Below are 17,957 nucleotides of genomic sequence, written 5' to 3'. Positions count from 1 at the left end.
TCCTCCGTGTATTGTGACAGCATACCGTAAGACTTTGGAGCCGGTTTCGGCAACACCGGTTCTACCGGCAACGGTAACTGATTGACGCGTACTCCATCTCCATCCATCTGCCCTCCATTTGTCACGGCTATCTTTGTAAATGCTTCTTCCATTTCTTCTTTGGGAGAGAAATACAAGAAAGTAGCCGACGAGGCCGCCAAAACGAGCAATACAGATGCCGCAGCCGCCACACGGAAGAGCAGAATCCGACGACGATGCTGGCAAGCCACAGGTATTTCCTGCGAGAGCTCTTCCCAAAAGCCATCCCGTACACTCATCCCTGCATCAGCGAGACGCGTGCGAAACAGATCGGTTATTTCATCATTTTCTTTCTTCATGATTCCTATACTCTTTAATCTTTTTGCTAACAAATACTTGGCCCGGTGCAACTGCGAAGTAGACGAATGTTCTTTAATGTGAAGCATCTTGGCTATCTCCTTGTGCGATTTCTCTTCAAACACATAAAGGTTGAAAACGGTTCGGCAACCATCCGGCAATTCGGCAATAAAAGCCATCAATTGCTCTTCGGAGATTCCAGCCCCTCCTCCCGAGTCCGATATATCCGGTATATCGGGAAGCTGCTCTTCATGCACTACCAACTGGCTGACTCGTTTCTCCCGCCGCAGGAAATCGAGTGATTGAGTGACCATCACCCGGGTGATCCATGTACAAAGCGAAGACTCGCCCCGGAACGAGAAGTTGGTAAAAATCTTGATGAAACCGTCATGCAGTACATCGTGCGCCGCATCCATATCGCCCGTATAGCGGAAACATACCGCCAGCATCTGTTTGGAATAGAGGGTGTAAAGTTCCTTTCGGGCTGAATCCTTTCCTGCCCGACAGCCCTTTATCAGTTCTATCTCGTTTTCCAAAGTCAATTACTTTTTTTTAAAATCGAACGTATGTCTGCGTCGTTTTACTCATTAGACGCAAGAGTTTGAGGAATGCTGCAAGAAATATTGCTAAAAGAAGTTAAAGAATAGAAGAGAGTTCACCACAGAGGACGCAGAGTACACAGAGGTTTTAAACTTACTTTATAGGAAGAATTTCCTATCATTATTCCTCTGTGTACTCTGCGTCCTCTGTGGTGAAAAAAAATCAGCACGCTTTGAAACTCATATCCAGTCCTTTCACTGAATGAGTCAAAGCCCCCACCGAGATGAAGTCTACTCCACATTCGGCATAGTCACGGAGGGTATCAAAGGTAATGCCGCCCGAAGATTCGGTTTCGTATTTGCCTGCTACCATCTCCACTGCTTTCTTAGTCATTTCAGGAGTGAAGTTATCAAACATGATACGATCCACTCCGCCGAGGTCAAGAACTTGTTGCAGTTCGTCGAAGCTGCGGACTTCTATTTCTATTTTCAGGTCTTTGCCTTTTTCCTTGCAATATTCTTTAGCGCGAGTGATAGCTTTGTCAATACCTCCGGCAAAGTCTACATGGTTGTCTTTCAGAAGAATCATGTCGAACAAACCAATACGATGGTTTACTCCACCACCGATTTTCACTGCCATTTTTTCGAGGATGCGCATACCGGGAGTTGTCTTACGGGTGTCGAGCACACGGGTATTTGTTCCTTCCAATACCTTTGCGTATTTGCGGGTCATGGTTGCGATGCCGCTCATACGCTGCATCACGTTCAACATCAGGCGTTCGGTCTGAAGCAAAGATTGCACTTTTCCTTCCACTACCATTGCTACGTCGCCCGGTTTCACTTCTGTTCCGTCGTTGATAAACACTTCCACTTTCATAGTGGGGTCGAAGCGGTTGAAGATTTTTTTGGCTACTTCGATACCTGCCAATACGCCGGCTTCTTTGATAAGCAATTTTGATTTTCCCATTGCCGTAGCGGGAATACATGAAAGGGTGGTATGATCGCCATCACCTATATCTTCTGCAAAAGCAAGATCGATCAACTTGTCGATCAGTTCTTTTTCCTTATTCATTGATCTTGTCAATTCTTATTTGATGTATTAAATATTGATTCTGCACTTTCTTCAGGAAGCAGTTCACACGAAAGTTCCCATTAGTAGTAGCCAACGTGCCGATAACGAAACTTGATTCGTCTCGTTTTCCCTGATGGTTCACGTTAAATCCGCTGACTTTATTCTTCGTAAAGAATTCCTGCATCATAGCTGTTGCTTTCTGTTTGTCAACGTTTGTCGAGCGACCTTGGAGCACCAGGTTTACCTTGTCCCCCATATACTTACTTAGCTCTTGCGAGCTTCCTCTTTTAAATGCCGTAATCACTCCTGCCGGTATCTCTTGCGCCATTAGCAACGAGAGGGAAAGAAGCAATGCGGTCATTCCTACGAGCACTCGTTTTTTCATAATTACAAGCTTTTAAGTTGAAGTTTAAAGGCTTAAACTTTCAACTAATGATAGGCAAAGGTAAGCATTAATTGCAGAATAACATAAAAAATGCCTATTTTTGTGCAATAATCAGAATTGTAGACGTATGAAAACAACCCTGCTCGTCGTAGGACGAACCGTAGAACAACACTATATCACTGCCATCAACGACTATATCCAGCGCACCAAACGCTATATCACTTTTGATATGGAAGTGATTCCCGAACTGAAAAACACGAAGAGTCTTTCAATGGAAGTACAGAAAGAAAAGGAAGGAGAACTGATACTGAAAGCTCTTCAACCGGGTGACATCGTGGTGCTGCTCGATGAGCATGGAAAAGAAATGCGTTCTCTTGAGTTTGCCGAATATATGAAACGGAAAATGAATACGGTAAACAAACGATTGGTGTTCATTATCGGAGGTCCTTATGGCTTTTCAGAAAAAGTGTATCAGGCAGCACACGAAAAGATTTCAATGTCGAAGATGACTTTTTCTCATCAAATGATTCGGTTGATATTCGTGGAGCAGATTTATCGGGCAATGACGATATTGAATGGAGGGCCGTATCATCACGAATAAAGTATTCCCAATATAGTGTTAAAAGGAGTAGCCTATTTGGCTACTCTGAAATAAATAGTTTCTTTGTAAGCTACAACCCGATAAATGTAGAAGTAAAAAAAATATCAGGATAGTCTATCCTAATTCATCTGAATACAACTTATCAAATACCTTAATCAGTTCGTCCTCATTAGCAATCAAATTTCGAAGTTCCGCCAACCGACCTGCATTATCCGATTGGGGTATCCATAGTTTCAGATACCCTCCTTCTGCATATTTATCAGTAAGATGTTTCCGAAAGCGGGCATATTGCCCCTCTTTATCCATTTCCGGATAATGGGATAACCCATATTGAACGGTACGACGCAAAGTTATTTCGGGATCTATAATTCGGTCAGCCTCGGCAACAATCATTCCATAGATTGTTCTGGGAGCCTGTTTGTTGGAAGCCCGATGATCTTCTATCGCTTCTTTCATTTGCAACAGTTGTTCTTCGGTAAACCAACGACGTAAAGTTTCATCAGCTAACAAAACTTTACCGGAGGCTATATGATGAAATTCACGTCCTTCATACAACCCCAGGTCATGATAAGCAGCAATGATGTAAACCATCGAATAATCGACTTCATAATGCATCGCTAGTTTCAGACTTTCCTCAATCACTTTTTCTACATGATCGATTTGATGCGCTTTATCAAAGTTGGCATATTGAGGGATAATACTTTGGCAAACATAGCTTTGCAAATCAGCGGGCACATGATGAGTCATATTCGATATTTTTAGCTAATGAGTTTTTATATCTTTACTATTATTCCCGATTCATTTATTCCCGATTCATCAAGCGATGTTCCGCCATCTGCTCGAATTTTGTTCCCGGACGACCGTAATTGGCGTATGGATAGATAGAAATACCGCCACGAGGAGTAAAGATACCTGTTACTTCAATATATTTGGGATTCATAAGTTTTATAAGATCCTTCATAATGATATTTACGCAGTCCTCATGAAAAGCACCATGACTGCGGAAACTGAAAAGATACAATTTCAAACTTTTGCTTTCTACCATTTTTATATCAGGAATGTAGCTGATACGTATTTCAGCAAAATCCGGTTGCCCTGTGATAGGACACAGACTTGTAAATTCCGGGCAGTTAAAACGTACCCAATAGTCATTTTCAGGATGCTTATTATCAAAAGCTTCCAATACTTCAGGAGCATAATCTTGCTTATACTCGGTCTTTCTTCCTAATAAAGAAAGTTGGTCTTTTAATTCTGTCATTGTACTCGTTAACTACAACCCCTATTCTAGATAAAAAAACACATTTCCTCTTTCACCTATCACCGGCCAATCTCAAACGCTCTATTCATCGATGTTTCAGTGGTGAAAGATTCGTTTTACAACCTATCACCGCATCTATCACCTATCACCATCAACTCTTAACCCACGGTTGCTTTATCCGCAGCTTACTTGTTACAGTTTGTTTCATTACCTGAAACAAAGAGTTTCCCGTAGAGAAACAAAGTGTTTCACACCGAGGAACCAAGTGTTTCACGCCTTGGAACTAATAGTTTCAAGTAACAGAAACTTTAGTTTCCCACCGTTGAAACTCTAGTTTCCTACCGTTGGAACTTTAGTTTCAAGCTGCTGAAACTAAACTAAGCCAATACATCCAGGCAGAAGCTACTATCTTCTATTAATTGAAACTTACCGGCGACAATAGATGTGACGGCAAAATATCAAGTTTTGTTGCTGTCACCACTTGCTGTCACAAACTATTTATTTTATAATCAACTGTTTAACAACAACAATGTGACAGATGACAGCAAGAAAATGCATTTTAATCTCTATGTAGAGATATTATTGATTCTTACTTTTTAAATACTTCTCCAATCCTTCCCGGCGTAACGTACAAGCCGGGCAATGTCCGCAGCCATCTCCTTGAACACCATTATAACATGTCAAAGTCTCGGTGCGAATCAGTTCCAGTACTCCCAGTTTGTCGGCCAACGCCCATGTCTCTGCTTTATCAATCCACATCAAAGGAGTATGAATTACAAACTGTTCATCCATAGCCAAATTGAGAGTCACATTGAGAGACTTGATAAACGCATCCCTACAATCGGGATAACCGCTGAAATCCGTTTGGGAAACTCCCGTTACCAAATGATTAATACCACGTTCACGGGCATACACAGCCGCAATACTCAAAAAGAACAGGTTACGTCCCGGAACAAATGTATTGGGAACACTATCTGCCGGCTTTTCCTGATCCATCACCATGGTGGTATCGGTCAATGAATTATGGCCTAGCTGTCCGATGAAGGAAACATCCATCACATCAAATTCCACTTCCGCTTTCCGGGCTATCTCCCGCGCAAGTTCCACTTCTTTCTGATGCTTCTGACCATACAGAAAACTCAAGGCATATACTTTCTTAAAATTGCGTTTTGCCCAAAACAAGCAAGTGGTAGAATCCTGCCCACCACTAAACACAACCAATGCTGCTTCTCTATTCATATTCTACATTAAATATCTTTGACTTTCAATACATTATAAGAGATATTGGTGTCGTAGACATCGCTACCGTCTATTTTCTTGATTGCTTTCACCACACGGATCGTTACCGGGAGGATCATCACCTCATACAAGGATTTCAATACAATCTGAATCCCCATCATGATAAGCAGTTCTTTCCAAGCAATGACACCTCCAAAAGCTACTGGGAAGAAAATCAATGAATCGGCAGTCTCACCCACCACAGTCGACCAAATGGCACGGGCTGAAAAGTTACGTCCCTGACTGGCTACTTTCATTTTACTCATCACATACGCATTGAGAAACGAGCCTACCAAAAAGGCCATCAGACTGGCAGCCACAATACGTGGAGCCATACCGAACACAAAATCAAAATGCTCTTCACCTTCCCAAAAAGGAGCAGCAGGAATGGCAACAGCTATCAACCCAAGAGCGACCACAAAGAAGTTCATAGCAAAACCACTCCAAATGATAAGGCGCGCTTTCTTGAATCCCCAAACCTCGGCGATACAGTCATTTATAATATAAGAAATAGGAAAAACCAATAATCCGGCTGTCACGGTCAAACTACCGATCTGGATTACTTTCGTTTCAAGAAGATTGGCTGCAATAAGGCAAACGTTAAAAAGGATACCCAGCAGCATAAAGGGTACAGATACTTTTTCTTTCATAATTCCTGTTTTTTACGTGGTGTTCTAGAATACACGACCGCTATTCACGGCATCAAATGTCTTTTTATTCTTTTGCGCTGCAAAGGTATAGGAAAAACTATGAAAAAGCAAAAGAAATCCGATGATTGACATACATTTCACCGAAAAGACATAACTTTGCCAAATACAGAGCTTAATGTTTGTATCAAAGATTAAACTTATAAACTATATTTAAAGAAACGATATCTAAATCATGGCAAAAGAAAATAAAAGCAATATCATCATCTACCAAAGCGAAGACGGGCAGACACACATAGAAGTGCAGATGGACGAAGATACCGTATGGCTATCCCAACAGCAAATGGCCGACCTTTACCAGACATCTCGAACAAATGTGGTAGAACATATTAAGCACATTTATGAAGATGGTGAACTTGTTGAAGAATCAACCTGTCGGAAAATCCGACAGGTTCGACAAGAAGGAGCGCGCATGGTTGAAAGAGAAATTCCTCACTACAATCTTGATATGATAATATCTTTAGGCTACCGAATAAATTCAATTCAAGCCACACACTTCCGTCAATGGGCAACGGCACGCCTTAAAGAATATATCATCAAAGGCTTCACCATAGACGATGAACGATTGAAGCAGATGGGAGGAGGCTATTATTGGAAAGAGTTACTCGACCGCATCCGTGACATCCGATCGTCTGAAAAGGTGATGTATAGACAAGTGCTTGATATCTATGCTACTGCCGTAGATTACGATCCCCACGCCAAACAATCTATTGAATTCTTCAAGATTGTTCAGAATAAGCTACACTTTGCAGCCCACGGACATACAGCTGCAGAAGTTATTTATGAACGAGCCGATGCCGACCAACACATGATGGGACTAACTTCCTTTAAAGGCGACCATCCGACCTTGCGCGATGCAAAGATAGCCAAGAACTACTTGAGCGCAGAAGAACTCAAAGTGCTGAACAACCTTGTCTCCGGATATTTTGATTTTGCCGAAGTACAAGCTATCAAGCATCGTCCAATGTACATGAACGATTACATCAAACATCTGGATGCCATACTGTCCTCCACGGGAGAAGTTCTATTGATGGATGCCGGTATGATAAGTCATGAACAAGCTATGGATAAAGCTGAAACAGAATATCGCAAGTGGGAAGTACGCACGCTTTCACCCGTAGAACAAGCCTACCTCAACAGTATCAAAACACTGCATCATAAAACTAAAAAGAAAGGATGACTAAAAAAAAATGAAAACTCTCTATGAACAATCCTTTTCAGACAACTACAGTGAAAGAAAAAGCTATAGAAGCAGCCCATACCGCACAAGCAACTGTCCAAAAGGCTAAACACAGAGTACAGGAAATACTGGATTAACAATAAAAAAGAGCCTTCCCATCAGCGTCGTATTCTGACAGGAAAGCTCATCACTTTGACCTTAAAACACATCACTCAATTAAAAAGGCGCATCAGGAGGAGAAATCTTTCAATTCCTCTTTCAACCGTTTACGGATGAAAAACAAACGGCTCTTCACCGTTCCCATCGGCAATCCTAATTTCTCGGCAATTTCTCTATATTTAAATCCAGCTACAAACATCTGAAAAGGCACTTTCATCTCTTCCGGTATGGAATGTATCACCCTATACAACTGTTTCATATCGTATGTAAATTCGAATCTGTCAGCATCCTCATCTTCTATCAGATGTTGTTGATTGATGGAGTAACTATCATCAATCAAGTTCATTTCGCGAACTGTACGACGATAGTTATTCACGAAAATATTACGCATAAGCGTATACATCCATCCTTTCAGATTTTTGCTATACGTAAACTTCTCCTGATTATCCAATGCCTGCAACAAACAATCCTGAACCAAATCATTGGCAGATTCGCGATCTGCCGTCAATTTATATGCGAAGCGATGCAAATCCGGTTGTATCGCTAATATTCCTTTCGTAAAATCTACTTTTTCCATCGTCGTATTTCTTTTATCTAATTAGTACGGTACAAAGATCCGCTTTTTTAGAATCATTATAAATAGCAATTCTTCCGATTAGTTTGGCAATTTTTCCTTTGCCCCTCTCAACCATTTCTTTTTTTAGTTGTTGATTGGGCATTCACCTAAAACTTAACTCATAATGAAAACAAGCTTTAAAATGGTAGCTATGCTACTGGGGATAGGAATTTTCCCCCTCTGTGCCCATGCGCAAAAGAAGGTAATCATCGAAGATGAAGAGCCCAACTCGATCATGTTTGTCTCAAAGAACAAAGCAGGAGATGAAATCATCCGAATCATGAACGACCGTTCACAGATGCGTTTTCACGACCCCAATGCTCCCCGTTTCCTGCTCACTGACCAGAAAGGGAAATTCGCCCTCGGCATCGGAGGATACGTTCGTGCAACGGCAGAGTATGATTTTAACGGTATCGTTAATGATGTAGATTTCTATCCGGCATTGATACCACAACGCGGAAGCGGCAATTTTGCAAAGAACCAATTCCAGATGGACATCACCACTTCCACCCTGTTCCTCAAATTGGTAGGACGTACCAAACATTTGGGAGACTTCGTAGTTTACACTGCCGGAAACTTCCGTGGCGATGGAAAGACCTTTGAATTACAAAACGCTTACGCACAATTCCTCGGTTTCACTATCGGGTACAGCTATGGTTCGTTCATGGACCTCTCCGCACTGCCTCCAACTATCGACTTTGCAGGTCCTAACGGTTCAGCCTTTTACCGCACTACGCAATTAAGCTATATGTGTGATAAGTTGAAAAACTGGAAATTTGGTGTTTCTATGGAAATGCCTTCGGTAGACGGAACAACCAATAATGATTTGTCTATCAACACCCAACGGATGCCTGACTTTGCCACTTCCGTACAGTACAACTGGAACAGCAACAGCCATATTAAATTAGGAGCCATTATCCGCAGCATGACTTATTCGAGCAATGTGCATGAGAAAGCCTATTCTGCTACCGGCTTCGGTCTGCAAGCCTCTACAACTTTCAATATTACCAAGAAATTGCAAGCATACGGACAATTTAATTATGGAAAAGGTATCGGTTCCTACCTAAATGATTTAAGCAACCTGAACGTAGACATCGTCCCCGATCCTGACAAGGAAGGAAAAATGCAAGTTCTTCCGATGCTGGGATGGTATGCAGGATTGCAATACAATCTTTGCCCGAGCATCTTTATATCCGGAACATACAGTCTGTCCAGACTTTATTCTGAAAATGGATACCCTAGTGAGAATCCCGAATCCTATCGTAAAGGACAATATCTGGTAGCTAATGCTTTCTGGAATGTAAGCAGTAATCTGCAAGTCGGCGTTGAATATTTGAGAGGATGGCGCACTGATTTCAGTTCCGCAACCCGTCATGCCAACCGGTTGAATATGCTGGTGCAGTATTCTTTCTAAACTGACATAATAAAACAAAAAAGCCGTCTCAACACCATGTTCGAGACGGCTTTTCTATATATAAAGGACTAGAAATTTAGAACTTATAGTTCACGCTCACACCAAATACTTTATTAGTACGGCTGTAAACGTCTTTATCCACTAATGATGCCATCGATGTTGCCTCTAAACCACGTGGTTTTTCTTTAGTGTAATCACTATATGTAGTCCAGAAATAAGCTACATCAAGGCTCAATGCCTGAGTAAAATTGATACGACCTCCAAAACCTACTGAATAAGAGTCACAAGAAAAACTTGTATCTGATTGGAAAGCGTCGCTCAAACCGTAGTCTGTTTTCTGATAACCTCCACTAACAGTGAATAATTTGTTAATATCCCACTCAACACCAGCCAAATACTCGTGTGTACCATGTTTCAATGTTTTCTGTTTGCCATCTGCCATACCAGCATTCTTATCATCAAAGAAGTGATATTCTACTGAAGCCCGAAGTGAAGGCAAAAACTCATAACTTGCTGCAACAGAAAGCATAGAAGGAAGGTCACTTGGTGTATTCACACCATTTTGGTAAGGTGCCACAAATGCTGCTGCGGCATCCGGAGCAACAATCTCATGAGTATCATTCTCAATATTCATATTGGCTTTAAACTCATACTTTGCAGCTAAATTCAACTTACCGAATTTTGCATCTACACCGATAATTGGCGTTAATCCCCAACCTGTCTGATCACAATCTAGTTTCAGCTTCGCATCATTCAACTGCTGCGATTTTTGCAATGCTGCTTGTTGCGCCTGCTCTAAAGTCATACCACCAGCCATAAGCTGTTTTATAATCTCACGTCCCAATTCTTCTGCCACACCTTCTTTCAAATTGATATCCAGAAAACCTTTATAGCCACCTGTAAAATAATTCATACGTGCACCAGCAAAAACTGAGAAGTGCTCATTTATTTTATAACTTGCTCCTAACTGCAAACCATAGATATACTGACGTCCCTCCATAGCGGAACTAATACTGTATTGATTAGGAGCTAGCATCCCCTGACCTATTGTATTGACCAAACTAATAGCAGCAGCATCGAACATAGGCAAACCATTATCAAAAGAAGCTTTTCCGCCACCACCAACAATAGCAAAGCTACCGGAAAATGCCCAGTCACCTTTTTTATATACAGCATGTATGGAAGGAATAACGGGAGCAGAAGCTTTTCCTTCATAATTACGCACAGTGCTCTGTCCATCCATAGTCCATAAAGGACTTGTAGCAGCAATATCACGAGTTTGATATGCACTTTGAATAGTAAGCGCTACTTGAAGACCATCTTTGGGAAGAAATGCCAGTCCGGCAGGATTACTATAAACTCCATCAACATCAATGGAAGCGCCGCGGGCTATCATGCGCAAGAAAGCAGCATTCTGATTCGTATTGGTTAGATAATCTCCGGCAAAAGTTGGAATTGAAACGATCAACATTGCAAGACCAATCAACGAAATTTTTCTCATCTAAATCTTTTTTTAATTATTTCGGGCGCAAAGATACGATATTATTGCACACGAAAGATATGTTTGTGCATTTTTTTTCGTTTAGCCTCCTATTTTAATTGAAAAAGTAAACTGTTTCTAATGAAACAAATCTCATTTATAACCCCAAAAAGGATAAACAATTCACCCTATTTTAGCGTTTACTAGTAAGCAATAAAAACTGAAAATATTATGGCCTATACAATTGCATTTTTCGGCACAAAGCCTTATGACGAGTCCTCTTTCAATGACAAAAACAAAGAGTTTGGATTTGAAATACGCTATTACAAAGGACATCTGAATAAAAACAACGTACTACTGACACAAGGAGTGGATGCAGTCTGTATCTTTGTGAACGACGTTGCCGACGCAGAAGTAATCCGTGTGATGGCGGCAAACGGAGTGAAACTACTGGCATTACGCTGTGCCGGATTTAATAATGTAGATTTAAATGCTGCCGCCGCTGCCGGAATCACCGTAGTGCGGGTTCCCGCTTATTCTCCCTATGCTGTTGCAGAATACACGGTAGCACTTATGCTATCGCTAAACCGCAAAATACCCCGCGCCTCCTGGCGTACCAAAGACGGTAATTTCTCCCTGCATGGTCTGATGGGATTCGATATGCACGGGAAAACAGCAGGTATCATCGGCACTGGGAAAATAGCAAAAATACTGATTCACATCTTAAAAGGGTTCGGAATGAACGTACTGGCTTATGACCTCTATCCGGACTACAACTTCGCCCGTCAAGAACAAATAGTTTATACTTCACTGGACGAACTATACCACAATTCGGATATTATCTCCTTACACTGTCCGCTCACTGAAGAGACCAAATACCTGATAAACGACTACTCTATCAGTAAAATGAAAGACGGAGTAATGATTATCAATACCGGTCGCGGGCAACTGATTCATACCAATGCACTGATTGAAGGACTGAAGAACAAAAAAATAGGTTCCGCAGGACTGGACGTATACGAGGAAGAAAGCGAATACTTTTATGAAGATCAATCCGACCGCATCATCGACGATGATGTACTCGCCCGTTTGCTCTCGTTCAACAATGTAATCGTCACTTCTCATCAAGCTTTTTTCACACATGAAGCAATGGAGAATATTGCCGCAACCACCCTGCAAAACATAAAAGATTTTATCAATCACAAGCCTTTATTAAATGAAGTGAAGAAATAAAACTTTTAAGCCGCTTTCTTTGTTTACCAAACATATAAACAAATAAGAGAAAGGACAGTTTTTATGAAAAAAGTAATACATAAAGCAGATACAAGAGGACATTCCCAGTATGATTGGCTGGATAGTTATCACACTTTCAGTTTTGACGAGTACTTCGACTCCGATCGTATCAATTTTGGTGCTCTTCGCGTATTAAATGATGATAAGGTTGCGCCCGGACAAGGTTTTCAGACTCACCCGCATAAGAATATGGAAATCATTTCCATTCCTCTGAAAGGACATCTGCAACATGGAGACAGCAAGAAGAACAGCCGCATTATTACTGTCGGAGAAATTCAGACAATGAGTGCGGGAACAGGAATCTTCCATAGTGAAGTAAATGCAAGTCCGGTAGAACCGGTGGAATTCCTGCAAATTTGGATTATGCCGAGAGAACGGAATACCCGTCCCGTTTATCAGGATTTTAGCATTGCAGAACTGGAGCGTCCGAACGAACTGGCAGTCATCGTATCTCCCGACGGTAGCACACCTGCTTCCCTTTTGCAAGATACCTGGTTCTCCATCGGCAAAGTAGAAGCCGGAAAGAAATTAGGTTATCACATGCATCAAAGTCATGCAGGCGTCTATATCTTCCTCATTGAAGGAGAAATAGTAGTAGACGGTGAAGTGTTGAAACGCCGTGACGGCATGGGTGTTTACGATACGAACAGCGTTGAACTGGAGACATTGAAAGACTCACATATTCTATTAATAGAAGTACCTATGTGATATCATCATTAAAAATAATAAACTAAAGCTGCCAGATAATCTTATGGCGAAATTAAACATAGCAGATATCCGACAGGAATATACGAAAGGCGGGTTGCGGGAAAGTGAACTTCCCGGCGACCCGCTTTCGCTTTTCAGTCGTTGGCTGCAAGAAGCGATTGACGCAGAAGTGGACGAACCGACTGCGGTCATTGTAGGAACTGTATCCCCCGAAGGGAGACCGTCCACACGTACAGTATTGTTAAAAGGACTCCATGATGGAAAATTTATCTTTTATACCAATTACGAAAGCCGCAAAGGCAAACAATTGGCACAAAACCCATCTATCTCCCTCTCTTTTGTCTGGCACGCTCTCGAAAGACAAATACATATAGAAGGAATAGCGACGAAAGTTTCACCGGAAGAATCGGATGAATACTTCCGGAAGCGTCCTTATAAAAGCCGGATTGGCGCACGAATTTCTCCGCAAAGTCAACCGATAGCAAGCAGAATGCAATTGATACGATCCTTCGTCAGAGAAGCCGCCCGATGGATTGGAAAAGAAGTGGAAAGACCTGATAATTGGGGCGGATATGCCGTCACACCTACAAGGATTGAATTCTGGCAAGGACGCCCCAACCGACTGCACGACCGCTTTCTATACACCCTACAACCGGACGGTGAATGGAAAATCAGTCGTCTTGCTCCTTGATTTCGTCGATTTTTCTTGGCAACTCCAACGAGAATACGTAATATTGCAACCATAAAATAGTCAGCTATGACACTGGATTATATTTATCACAGCGGTTTCGCCATCGAAATGGAAGGTGTAACCATTATCATCGATTACTACAAAGATTCTTCCGAAACGGAACACAACCGGGGAATCGTGCATGATTATCTCCTGCAAAGGCCGGGTAAACTGTACGTATTGGCCACTCATTTCCATCCCGATCACTTTAACCGTGAAATATTGACTTGGAAAGAGCAACGCCCCGACATTCAATACATCTTCTCCAAAGATATTCTGAAGTCCCATCGTGCCAAAGCCGAAGATGCTTTCTATATTAAAAAAGGAGAAACCTACGAAGACGACACGATCCGCATCGACGCCTTCGGATCAACAGATGTCGGCAGTTCGCTCCTTCTTCACTTACAAGATTGGAGTATCTTCCATGCCGGCGACTTGAACAACTGGCATTGGAGTGAAGAATCGACCGAAGAAGAGATACGAAAAGCCAATGGTGATTTCCTTGCAGAAGTTAAATATTTAAAAGAAAAAGTGCCTAACATCGATCTAGTGCTATTCCCGGTGGATCGGAGAATGGGAAAAGATTATATGAAAGGGGCAAAACAGTTCATCGAACAAATAAAAACTACTATATTTGTGCCCATGCACTTCAGTGAAGATTATGAAGGAGGAAATGCGCTTCGTAGTTTTGCAGAAAATGCAGGATGCCGTTTTATCAGCATCACCCGTCGGGGCGAAAGTTTTGAGATTACCAAATAAACACATTATAATTATGAATAAATTTACGATTCTGTTTCTTACTATGTTTCTCGCATTGCCGATGGCAATGAAGGCAGATTCTGCAAAAGAGAAGAAAGATGACACCAGGTACCTTGTAGGAGCCGTTCCTGAAGTAGAAGGTAAAGTAGTATTTTCCAAAGAGTTCCAGATTCCCGGAATGAGTCAGGCACAAATCTACGACACAATGACAAAGTGGATGGATGAACGTCTGAAAGAGAATAAAAACATCGATAGCCGCATTGTTTTCTCCGACGAAGCAAAAGGAACAATTGCCGGTATTGGAGAAGAATGGATTGTTTTCAGCTCCAGTGCCCTGTCATTAGACCGTACATTAGTTAACTATCAGATTACCGTTACCTGCAACCCCGGAAACTGCCTGGTAGAGCTTGAAAAAATCCGTTTTACTTATCGTGAAACAGAAAAATATAAAGCCGAAGAATGGATTACTGATAAATATGCGCTCAATAAAGCTAAGACTAAATTAGTACGTGGCTTGGCTAAATGGCGTAGAAAAACCGTAGACTTCGCCGATGATATATTTATGGATGTAGCGGTAGCTTTCGGAGCACCTGATACCCGTCCGAAAACAGAGAAAAAGAAGAAAGAAGAAGAGCAAAAAACTCCATCAATCGTTGCAGCCGCAGGTCCGATTGTCATTGGTGGCGCAGATAAAAAGACTGATATAAAAGTGACAACTGGCGAACCTGCTCAAACCACTGTTCCTGCTGCAACTCTCACTCCTGCTACTCCTGCAGGCAAGGCTTCCGCTGATATGCCGGGTTATATAGAAATTGATTTGAAACAAATCCCGGGTGAAGTATATGCTTTGATGGGAAGCGGAAAATTAGTAATCAGCATCGGAAAAGATGAGTTCAACATGACCAATATGACTGCAAATGCTGGTGGCGCACTTGGTTATCAATCAGGAAAAGCAGTTGCCTATTGCACGCTTTCACCCGATCAAGCTTACGATGCAATAGAAAAGGCAGATAGCTATACATTAAAATTGTACGCTCCAAACCAAACAACACCTTCGGCTGTTATCGAATGTAAGAAAATGCCTTCACAGACAACTCCGCAAGCCGGACAACCGCGCACGTATGTTGGAGAAATCGTGAAGCTCTTAATGAAAAAATAAAGAAAATCGCAACAATGGAAATAAAAAGTAAATTTGACCATTTTAATATCAACGTCACTAATCTGGAGCGGAGTATCGCTTTTTATGAAAAAGCACTCGGCTTAAAAGAACATCATCGGAAGGAAGCATCCGACGGCTCGTTCACGTTAGTCTACCTGACTGATAACGAAACAGGTTTCTTGCTGGAATTGACGTGGTTGAAAGATCATACTGCTCCATACGAACTGGGGGAAAACGAAAGCCATCTCTGCTTTCGTGTAGCCGGCGATTACGATGCAATCAGAGCTTATCACAAAGAAATGAATTGTGTATGTTTTGAGAACACGGCCATGGGGCTTTATTTCATCAATGACCCGGACGATTACTGGATTGAGATTCTTCCGCAGAAGTAAGAGAGGTCGTCCCAAAAGTCCCTAAAAAGAAAAATCACCCTTACTACAATTTGGAGTGGCCCTAAAAAGCTAAACAGATTAAAAAGGGACATTCAATAAATAAAAAAGATAAGGCAACTAATTCACTGCGAGTTAGTTGCCTTTTTTTGTATTTCTAAGCAGAGATATTCAATAAATGTCTCTAAAAATTAACAAGATTGATAAAGAGTCCGGTTTTGCATCGGGCTCTTCCCTTTTAACCTTGACTTGACTCTACTATTATTGTACTACTCTATAATATTCCTCTAAGGCTTTTCGGACAGCCTATGCTGTTTCTAAAAAACAAAGCATAATCCTAAAATTGCCGACAGTATGAAAAAACAACCAGGAACAAATTGGTTAACAAGCAGCCTCATTAGTTGCATTCTGGGCAACACAAACATATCATTCGCCTTACCTTTATCATACAATATGGTAACCTTATCATCTATATGATACTGTTTTGGATAAAGATAAATGTTATTTTCCTCTCCACTCTTTAGATTAGAAGGAAGAAATTGGCAACACTTTTCGTCTTCTCCCTCCAATTTATATTTTATTTTTGGTATACATACATCAGTAATATTCATACCATCAGACTTTACCTGTGTCTCTATATCCACTACCTTTCCATGTGTTTTCCTGTCATACGATTTTATTATCCTGCAATGAAGCATCCACAAGAGTCCCATTTTCAGAATTAGAAAAGCACCCCGCAACATAAGTACAACAGATACTACACAAATTATTATATTTATAACCATACTTTTATTTCTTATGACGGCTAGCTCTCTTCTTCCGGATATCTGCTTTCATCTTCGCTGCACCCGAACCATGCTGTCCACGAATATACGTCGCTTTTTTCGCTTTCGTCTTCACTTTTTCCTCTTCTTTGGGCTTATCTTTCTTACCTTTAAAAACGATTCCACCCATGATTGCTTCTTCTATACTCATATAATCATTTATTAGTATTCAACATTTCCGACGGCAAAGATAACCCTTTTCTGCGGATTTATTTATCTTTGCAGAGTTAACAATCGTAACCACCAATGGCAACAACAACTCTTTCTGCAGAAAAGGACCCGATGGGAGCCGCTATTTCTGATTATTTCAACCATCACAGAGCTGATCGTTTGCGGGTATTCTCTTCCCAATTCGAAGAAGATGAAATTCCCGTCAAAGAATTATTCCGTAGTATACAGTCTATGCCTATATTAGAGCGTACCGCCCTACAAATGGCTACAGGACGAATATTGGATGTAGGTGCCGGAAGCGGATGCCATGCACTGGCACTTCAGGAAATGGGAAAAGAAGTGTGTGCCATTGATATTTCTCCGTTATCCGTCGAAGTGATGCAACAACGCGGAGTGAACGATCCGCGCCTCATCAACCTTTTTGACGAAACATTTACCGAAACATTCAATACGATCCTGATGCTTATGAATGGTTCCGGAATTATCGGAAGACTGAATAATATGCCCGGATTCTTCCAACGAATGAAACGTATTCTCCGTCCCGGCGGATGCATACTCATGGATTCCAGCGATTTGCGCTATCTTTTTGAAGAAGAAGACGGCAGCATAGTCATCGATCTGGCCGGAGATTATTATGGAGAGATTGACTTCCAAATGCAATATAAAGATGTAAAAGGAGACACATTCGACTGGTTATATATAGATTTCCAGACTCTTAGCTTATACGCTTCCGAATGTGGTTTTAAGGCAGAACTGGTGAAAGAAGGAAAACATTACGATTACCTTGTCAAACTTAGTATTGCTTGAAAAGCTCATTATTATATAGTGACGGTATGTGTTCCGGATAGCGTCACTATATA

General features: G+C 41.4%; 19 protein-coding genes and 2 pseudogenes. 10 read left to right on the top strand and 11 right to left on the bottom strand.

The genetic code is table 11. The features are described 5' to 3' along the window. From BXY_RS22040 to BXY_RS22025, 4 genes and pseudogenes are all read right to left on the bottom strand, one after another. A pseudogene (locus BXY_RS22040) lies at positions 1-377 on the bottom strand (porin family protein); the annotation flags it as partial. Then, positions 361-911: pseudogene (locus BXY_RS22035) on the bottom strand (RNA polymerase sigma factor). The pseudogenes BXY_RS22035 and BXY_RS22040, both read right to left, overlap by 17 nt. A gap of 226 nt (positions 912-1,137) precedes the next feature. Continuing rightward, positions 1,138-1,986: a carboxylating nicotinate-nucleotide diphosphorylase gene (nadC, locus tag BXY_RS22030; protein WP_015532988.1), complete on the bottom strand. Its 849-nt coding sequence runs from the start codon at positions 1,984-1,986 to the stop codon at positions 1,138-1,140. Then, complete coding sequence (locus tag BXY_RS22025) at positions 1,979-2,371, bottom strand: DUF4783 domain-containing protein (protein WP_008025787.1); 393 nt, start codon at positions 2,369-2,371, stop codon at positions 1,979-1,981. The genes nadC and BXY_RS22025 overlap by 8 nt, the downstream gene beginning before the upstream one ends. A 127-nt stretch (positions 2,372-2,498) precedes the next feature. On the opposite strand from BXY_RS22025, the gene rlmH reads away from it, so the two are divergent. Continuing rightward, complete coding sequence (gene rlmH / locus BXY_RS22020; protein WP_009041231.1) at positions 2,499-2,972, top strand: 23S rRNA (pseudouridine(1915)-N(3))-methyltransferase RlmH; 474 nt, start codon at positions 2,499-2,501, stop codon at positions 2,970-2,972. A 114-nt stretch (positions 2,973-3,086) separates the two neighbouring features. On the opposite strand, the gene BXY_RS22015 is transcribed toward rlmH, so the two are convergent. The 4 genes from BXY_RS22015 to BXY_RS22000 all read right to left on the bottom strand — a co-directional run bounded on the left by BXY_RS22015 (position 3,087) and on the right by BXY_RS22000 (position 6,158). Next, positions 3,087-3,719: an HD domain-containing protein gene (locus tag BXY_RS22015; protein ID WP_009041230.1), complete on the bottom strand. Its 633-nt coding sequence runs from the start codon at positions 3,717-3,719 to the stop codon at positions 3,087-3,089. A 55-nt stretch (positions 3,720-3,774) separates the two neighbouring features. Beyond that, positions 3,775-4,230, bottom strand: coding sequence for a preQ(1) synthase (gene queF / locus BXY_RS22010; protein WP_008644607.1), 456 nt, complete (start codon positions 4,228-4,230; stop codon positions 3,775-3,777). A 579-nt stretch (positions 4,231-4,809) separates the two neighbouring features. Further along, positions 4,810-5,469 (bottom strand): 7-cyano-7-deazaguanine synthase QueC, encoded by a 660-nt coding sequence (gene queC / locus BXY_RS22005; RefSeq protein ID WP_015532987.1) that lies wholly within the window; start codon positions 5,467-5,469, stop codon positions 4,810-4,812. 8 nt (positions 5,470-5,477) lie between these two features. Beyond that, on the bottom strand, positions 5,478-6,158 hold the full coding sequence (locus BXY_RS22000) for a queuosine precursor transporter (protein WP_008644604.1): 681 nt from the start codon (positions 6,156-6,158) through the stop codon (positions 5,478-5,480). A gap of 232 nt (positions 6,159-6,390) precedes the next feature. Between BXY_RS22000 and BXY_RS21995 the strand changes: the two genes are divergently transcribed. Then, a complete protein-coding gene (locus BXY_RS21995; protein WP_015532985.1) occupies positions 6,391-7,395 on the top strand; it encodes a virulence RhuM family protein in 1,005 nt (334 codons plus the stop codon). 229 nt (positions 7,396-7,624) lie between these two features. Here the strand turns inward: BXY_RS21995 and BXY_RS21990 are convergent, their stop codons facing one another. After that, positions 7,625-8,131 carry an RNA polymerase sigma factor gene (locus BXY_RS21990; protein WP_004314521.1) on the bottom strand — a complete coding sequence of 169 codons (507 nt, stop codon included), beginning with the start codon at positions 8,129-8,131 and terminating at the stop codon, positions 7,625-7,627. Between the two features lie 163 nt (positions 8,132-8,294). Here BXY_RS21990 and BXY_RS21985 point away from each other — a divergent pair, with 163 nt between their 5' ends. Further along, positions 8,295-9,584 (top strand): DcaP family trimeric outer membrane transporter, encoded by a 1,290-nt coding sequence (locus BXY_RS21985; protein WP_008644596.1) that lies wholly within the window; start codon positions 8,295-8,297, stop codon positions 9,582-9,584. Positions 9,585-9,660: 76 nt separating this feature from the next. Here the strand turns inward: BXY_RS21985 and BXY_RS21980 are convergent, their stop codons facing one another. Then, the gene (locus BXY_RS21980) at positions 9,661-11,085 is read right to left on the bottom strand and encodes an OmpP1/FadL family transporter (protein WP_015532984.1); all 1,425 of its coding nucleotides are present in this window, start codon (positions 11,083-11,085) and stop codon (positions 9,661-9,663) included. A 210-nt stretch (positions 11,086-11,295) separates the two neighbouring features. On the opposite strand from BXY_RS21980, the gene BXY_RS21975 reads away from it, so the two are divergent. The 6 genes from BXY_RS21975 to BXY_RS21950 all read left to right on the top strand — a co-directional run bounded on the left by BXY_RS21975 (position 11,296) and on the right by BXY_RS21950 (position 16,105). Then, positions 11,296-12,297, top strand: a complete 1,002-nt coding sequence (locus BXY_RS21975; protein WP_008025799.1) for a 2-hydroxyacid dehydrogenase — start codon at positions 11,296-11,298, stop codon at positions 12,295-12,297. A 63-nt stretch (positions 12,298-12,360) separates the two neighbouring features. Further along, positions 12,361-13,065 (top strand): pirin family protein, encoded by a 705-nt coding sequence (locus BXY_RS21970; protein WP_004314524.1) that lies wholly within the window; start codon positions 12,361-12,363, stop codon positions 13,063-13,065. 43 nt (positions 13,066-13,108) lie between these two features. Beyond that, positions 13,109-13,756: a pyridoxamine 5'-phosphate oxidase gene (gene pdxH / locus BXY_RS21965; RefSeq protein ID WP_008025801.1), complete on the top strand. Its 648-nt coding sequence runs from the start codon at positions 13,109-13,111 to the stop codon at positions 13,754-13,756. Between the two features lie 66 nt (positions 13,757-13,822). Continuing rightward, complete coding sequence (locus BXY_RS21960; protein WP_009041224.1) at positions 13,823-14,554, top strand: MBL fold metallo-hydrolase; 732 nt, start codon at positions 13,823-13,825, stop codon at positions 14,552-14,554. 13 nt (positions 14,555-14,567) lie between these two features. Beyond that, positions 14,568-15,713, top strand: a complete 1,146-nt coding sequence (locus tag BXY_RS21955; RefSeq protein WP_009041223.1) for a DUF4468 domain-containing protein — start codon at positions 14,568-14,570, stop codon at positions 15,711-15,713. A gap of 14 nt (positions 15,714-15,727) precedes the next feature. After that, positions 15,728-16,105, top strand: a complete 378-nt coding sequence (locus BXY_RS21950) for a VOC family protein (protein WP_004304308.1) — start codon at positions 15,728-15,730, stop codon at positions 16,103-16,105. Positions 16,106-16,891: 786 nt separating this feature from the next. Here BXY_RS21950 and BXY_RS21945 read toward each other — a convergent pair. Beyond that, positions 16,892-17,077 carry a hypothetical protein gene (locus tag BXY_RS21945; protein ID WP_004300779.1) on the bottom strand — a complete coding sequence of 62 codons (186 nt, stop codon included), beginning with the start codon at positions 17,075-17,077 and terminating at the stop codon, positions 16,892-16,894. Positions 17,078-17,172: 95 nt separating this feature from the next. On the opposite strand from BXY_RS21945, the gene BXY_RS21940 reads away from it, so the two are divergent. After that, positions 17,173-17,904, top strand: coding sequence for a class I SAM-dependent methyltransferase (locus tag BXY_RS21940; protein WP_008644591.1), 732 nt, complete (start codon positions 17,173-17,175; stop codon positions 17,902-17,904). The last annotated feature ends 53 nt before the right edge of the window (positions 17,905-17,957 follow it).

Source organism: Bacteroides xylanisolvens XB1A, assembly GCF_000210075.1.
Taxonomy (GTDB): domain Bacteria; phylum Bacteroidota; class Bacteroidia; order Bacteroidales; family Bacteroidaceae; genus Bacteroides; species Bacteroides xylanisolvens.
This window is presented reverse-complemented; position numbering and strand designations above follow the sequence as displayed.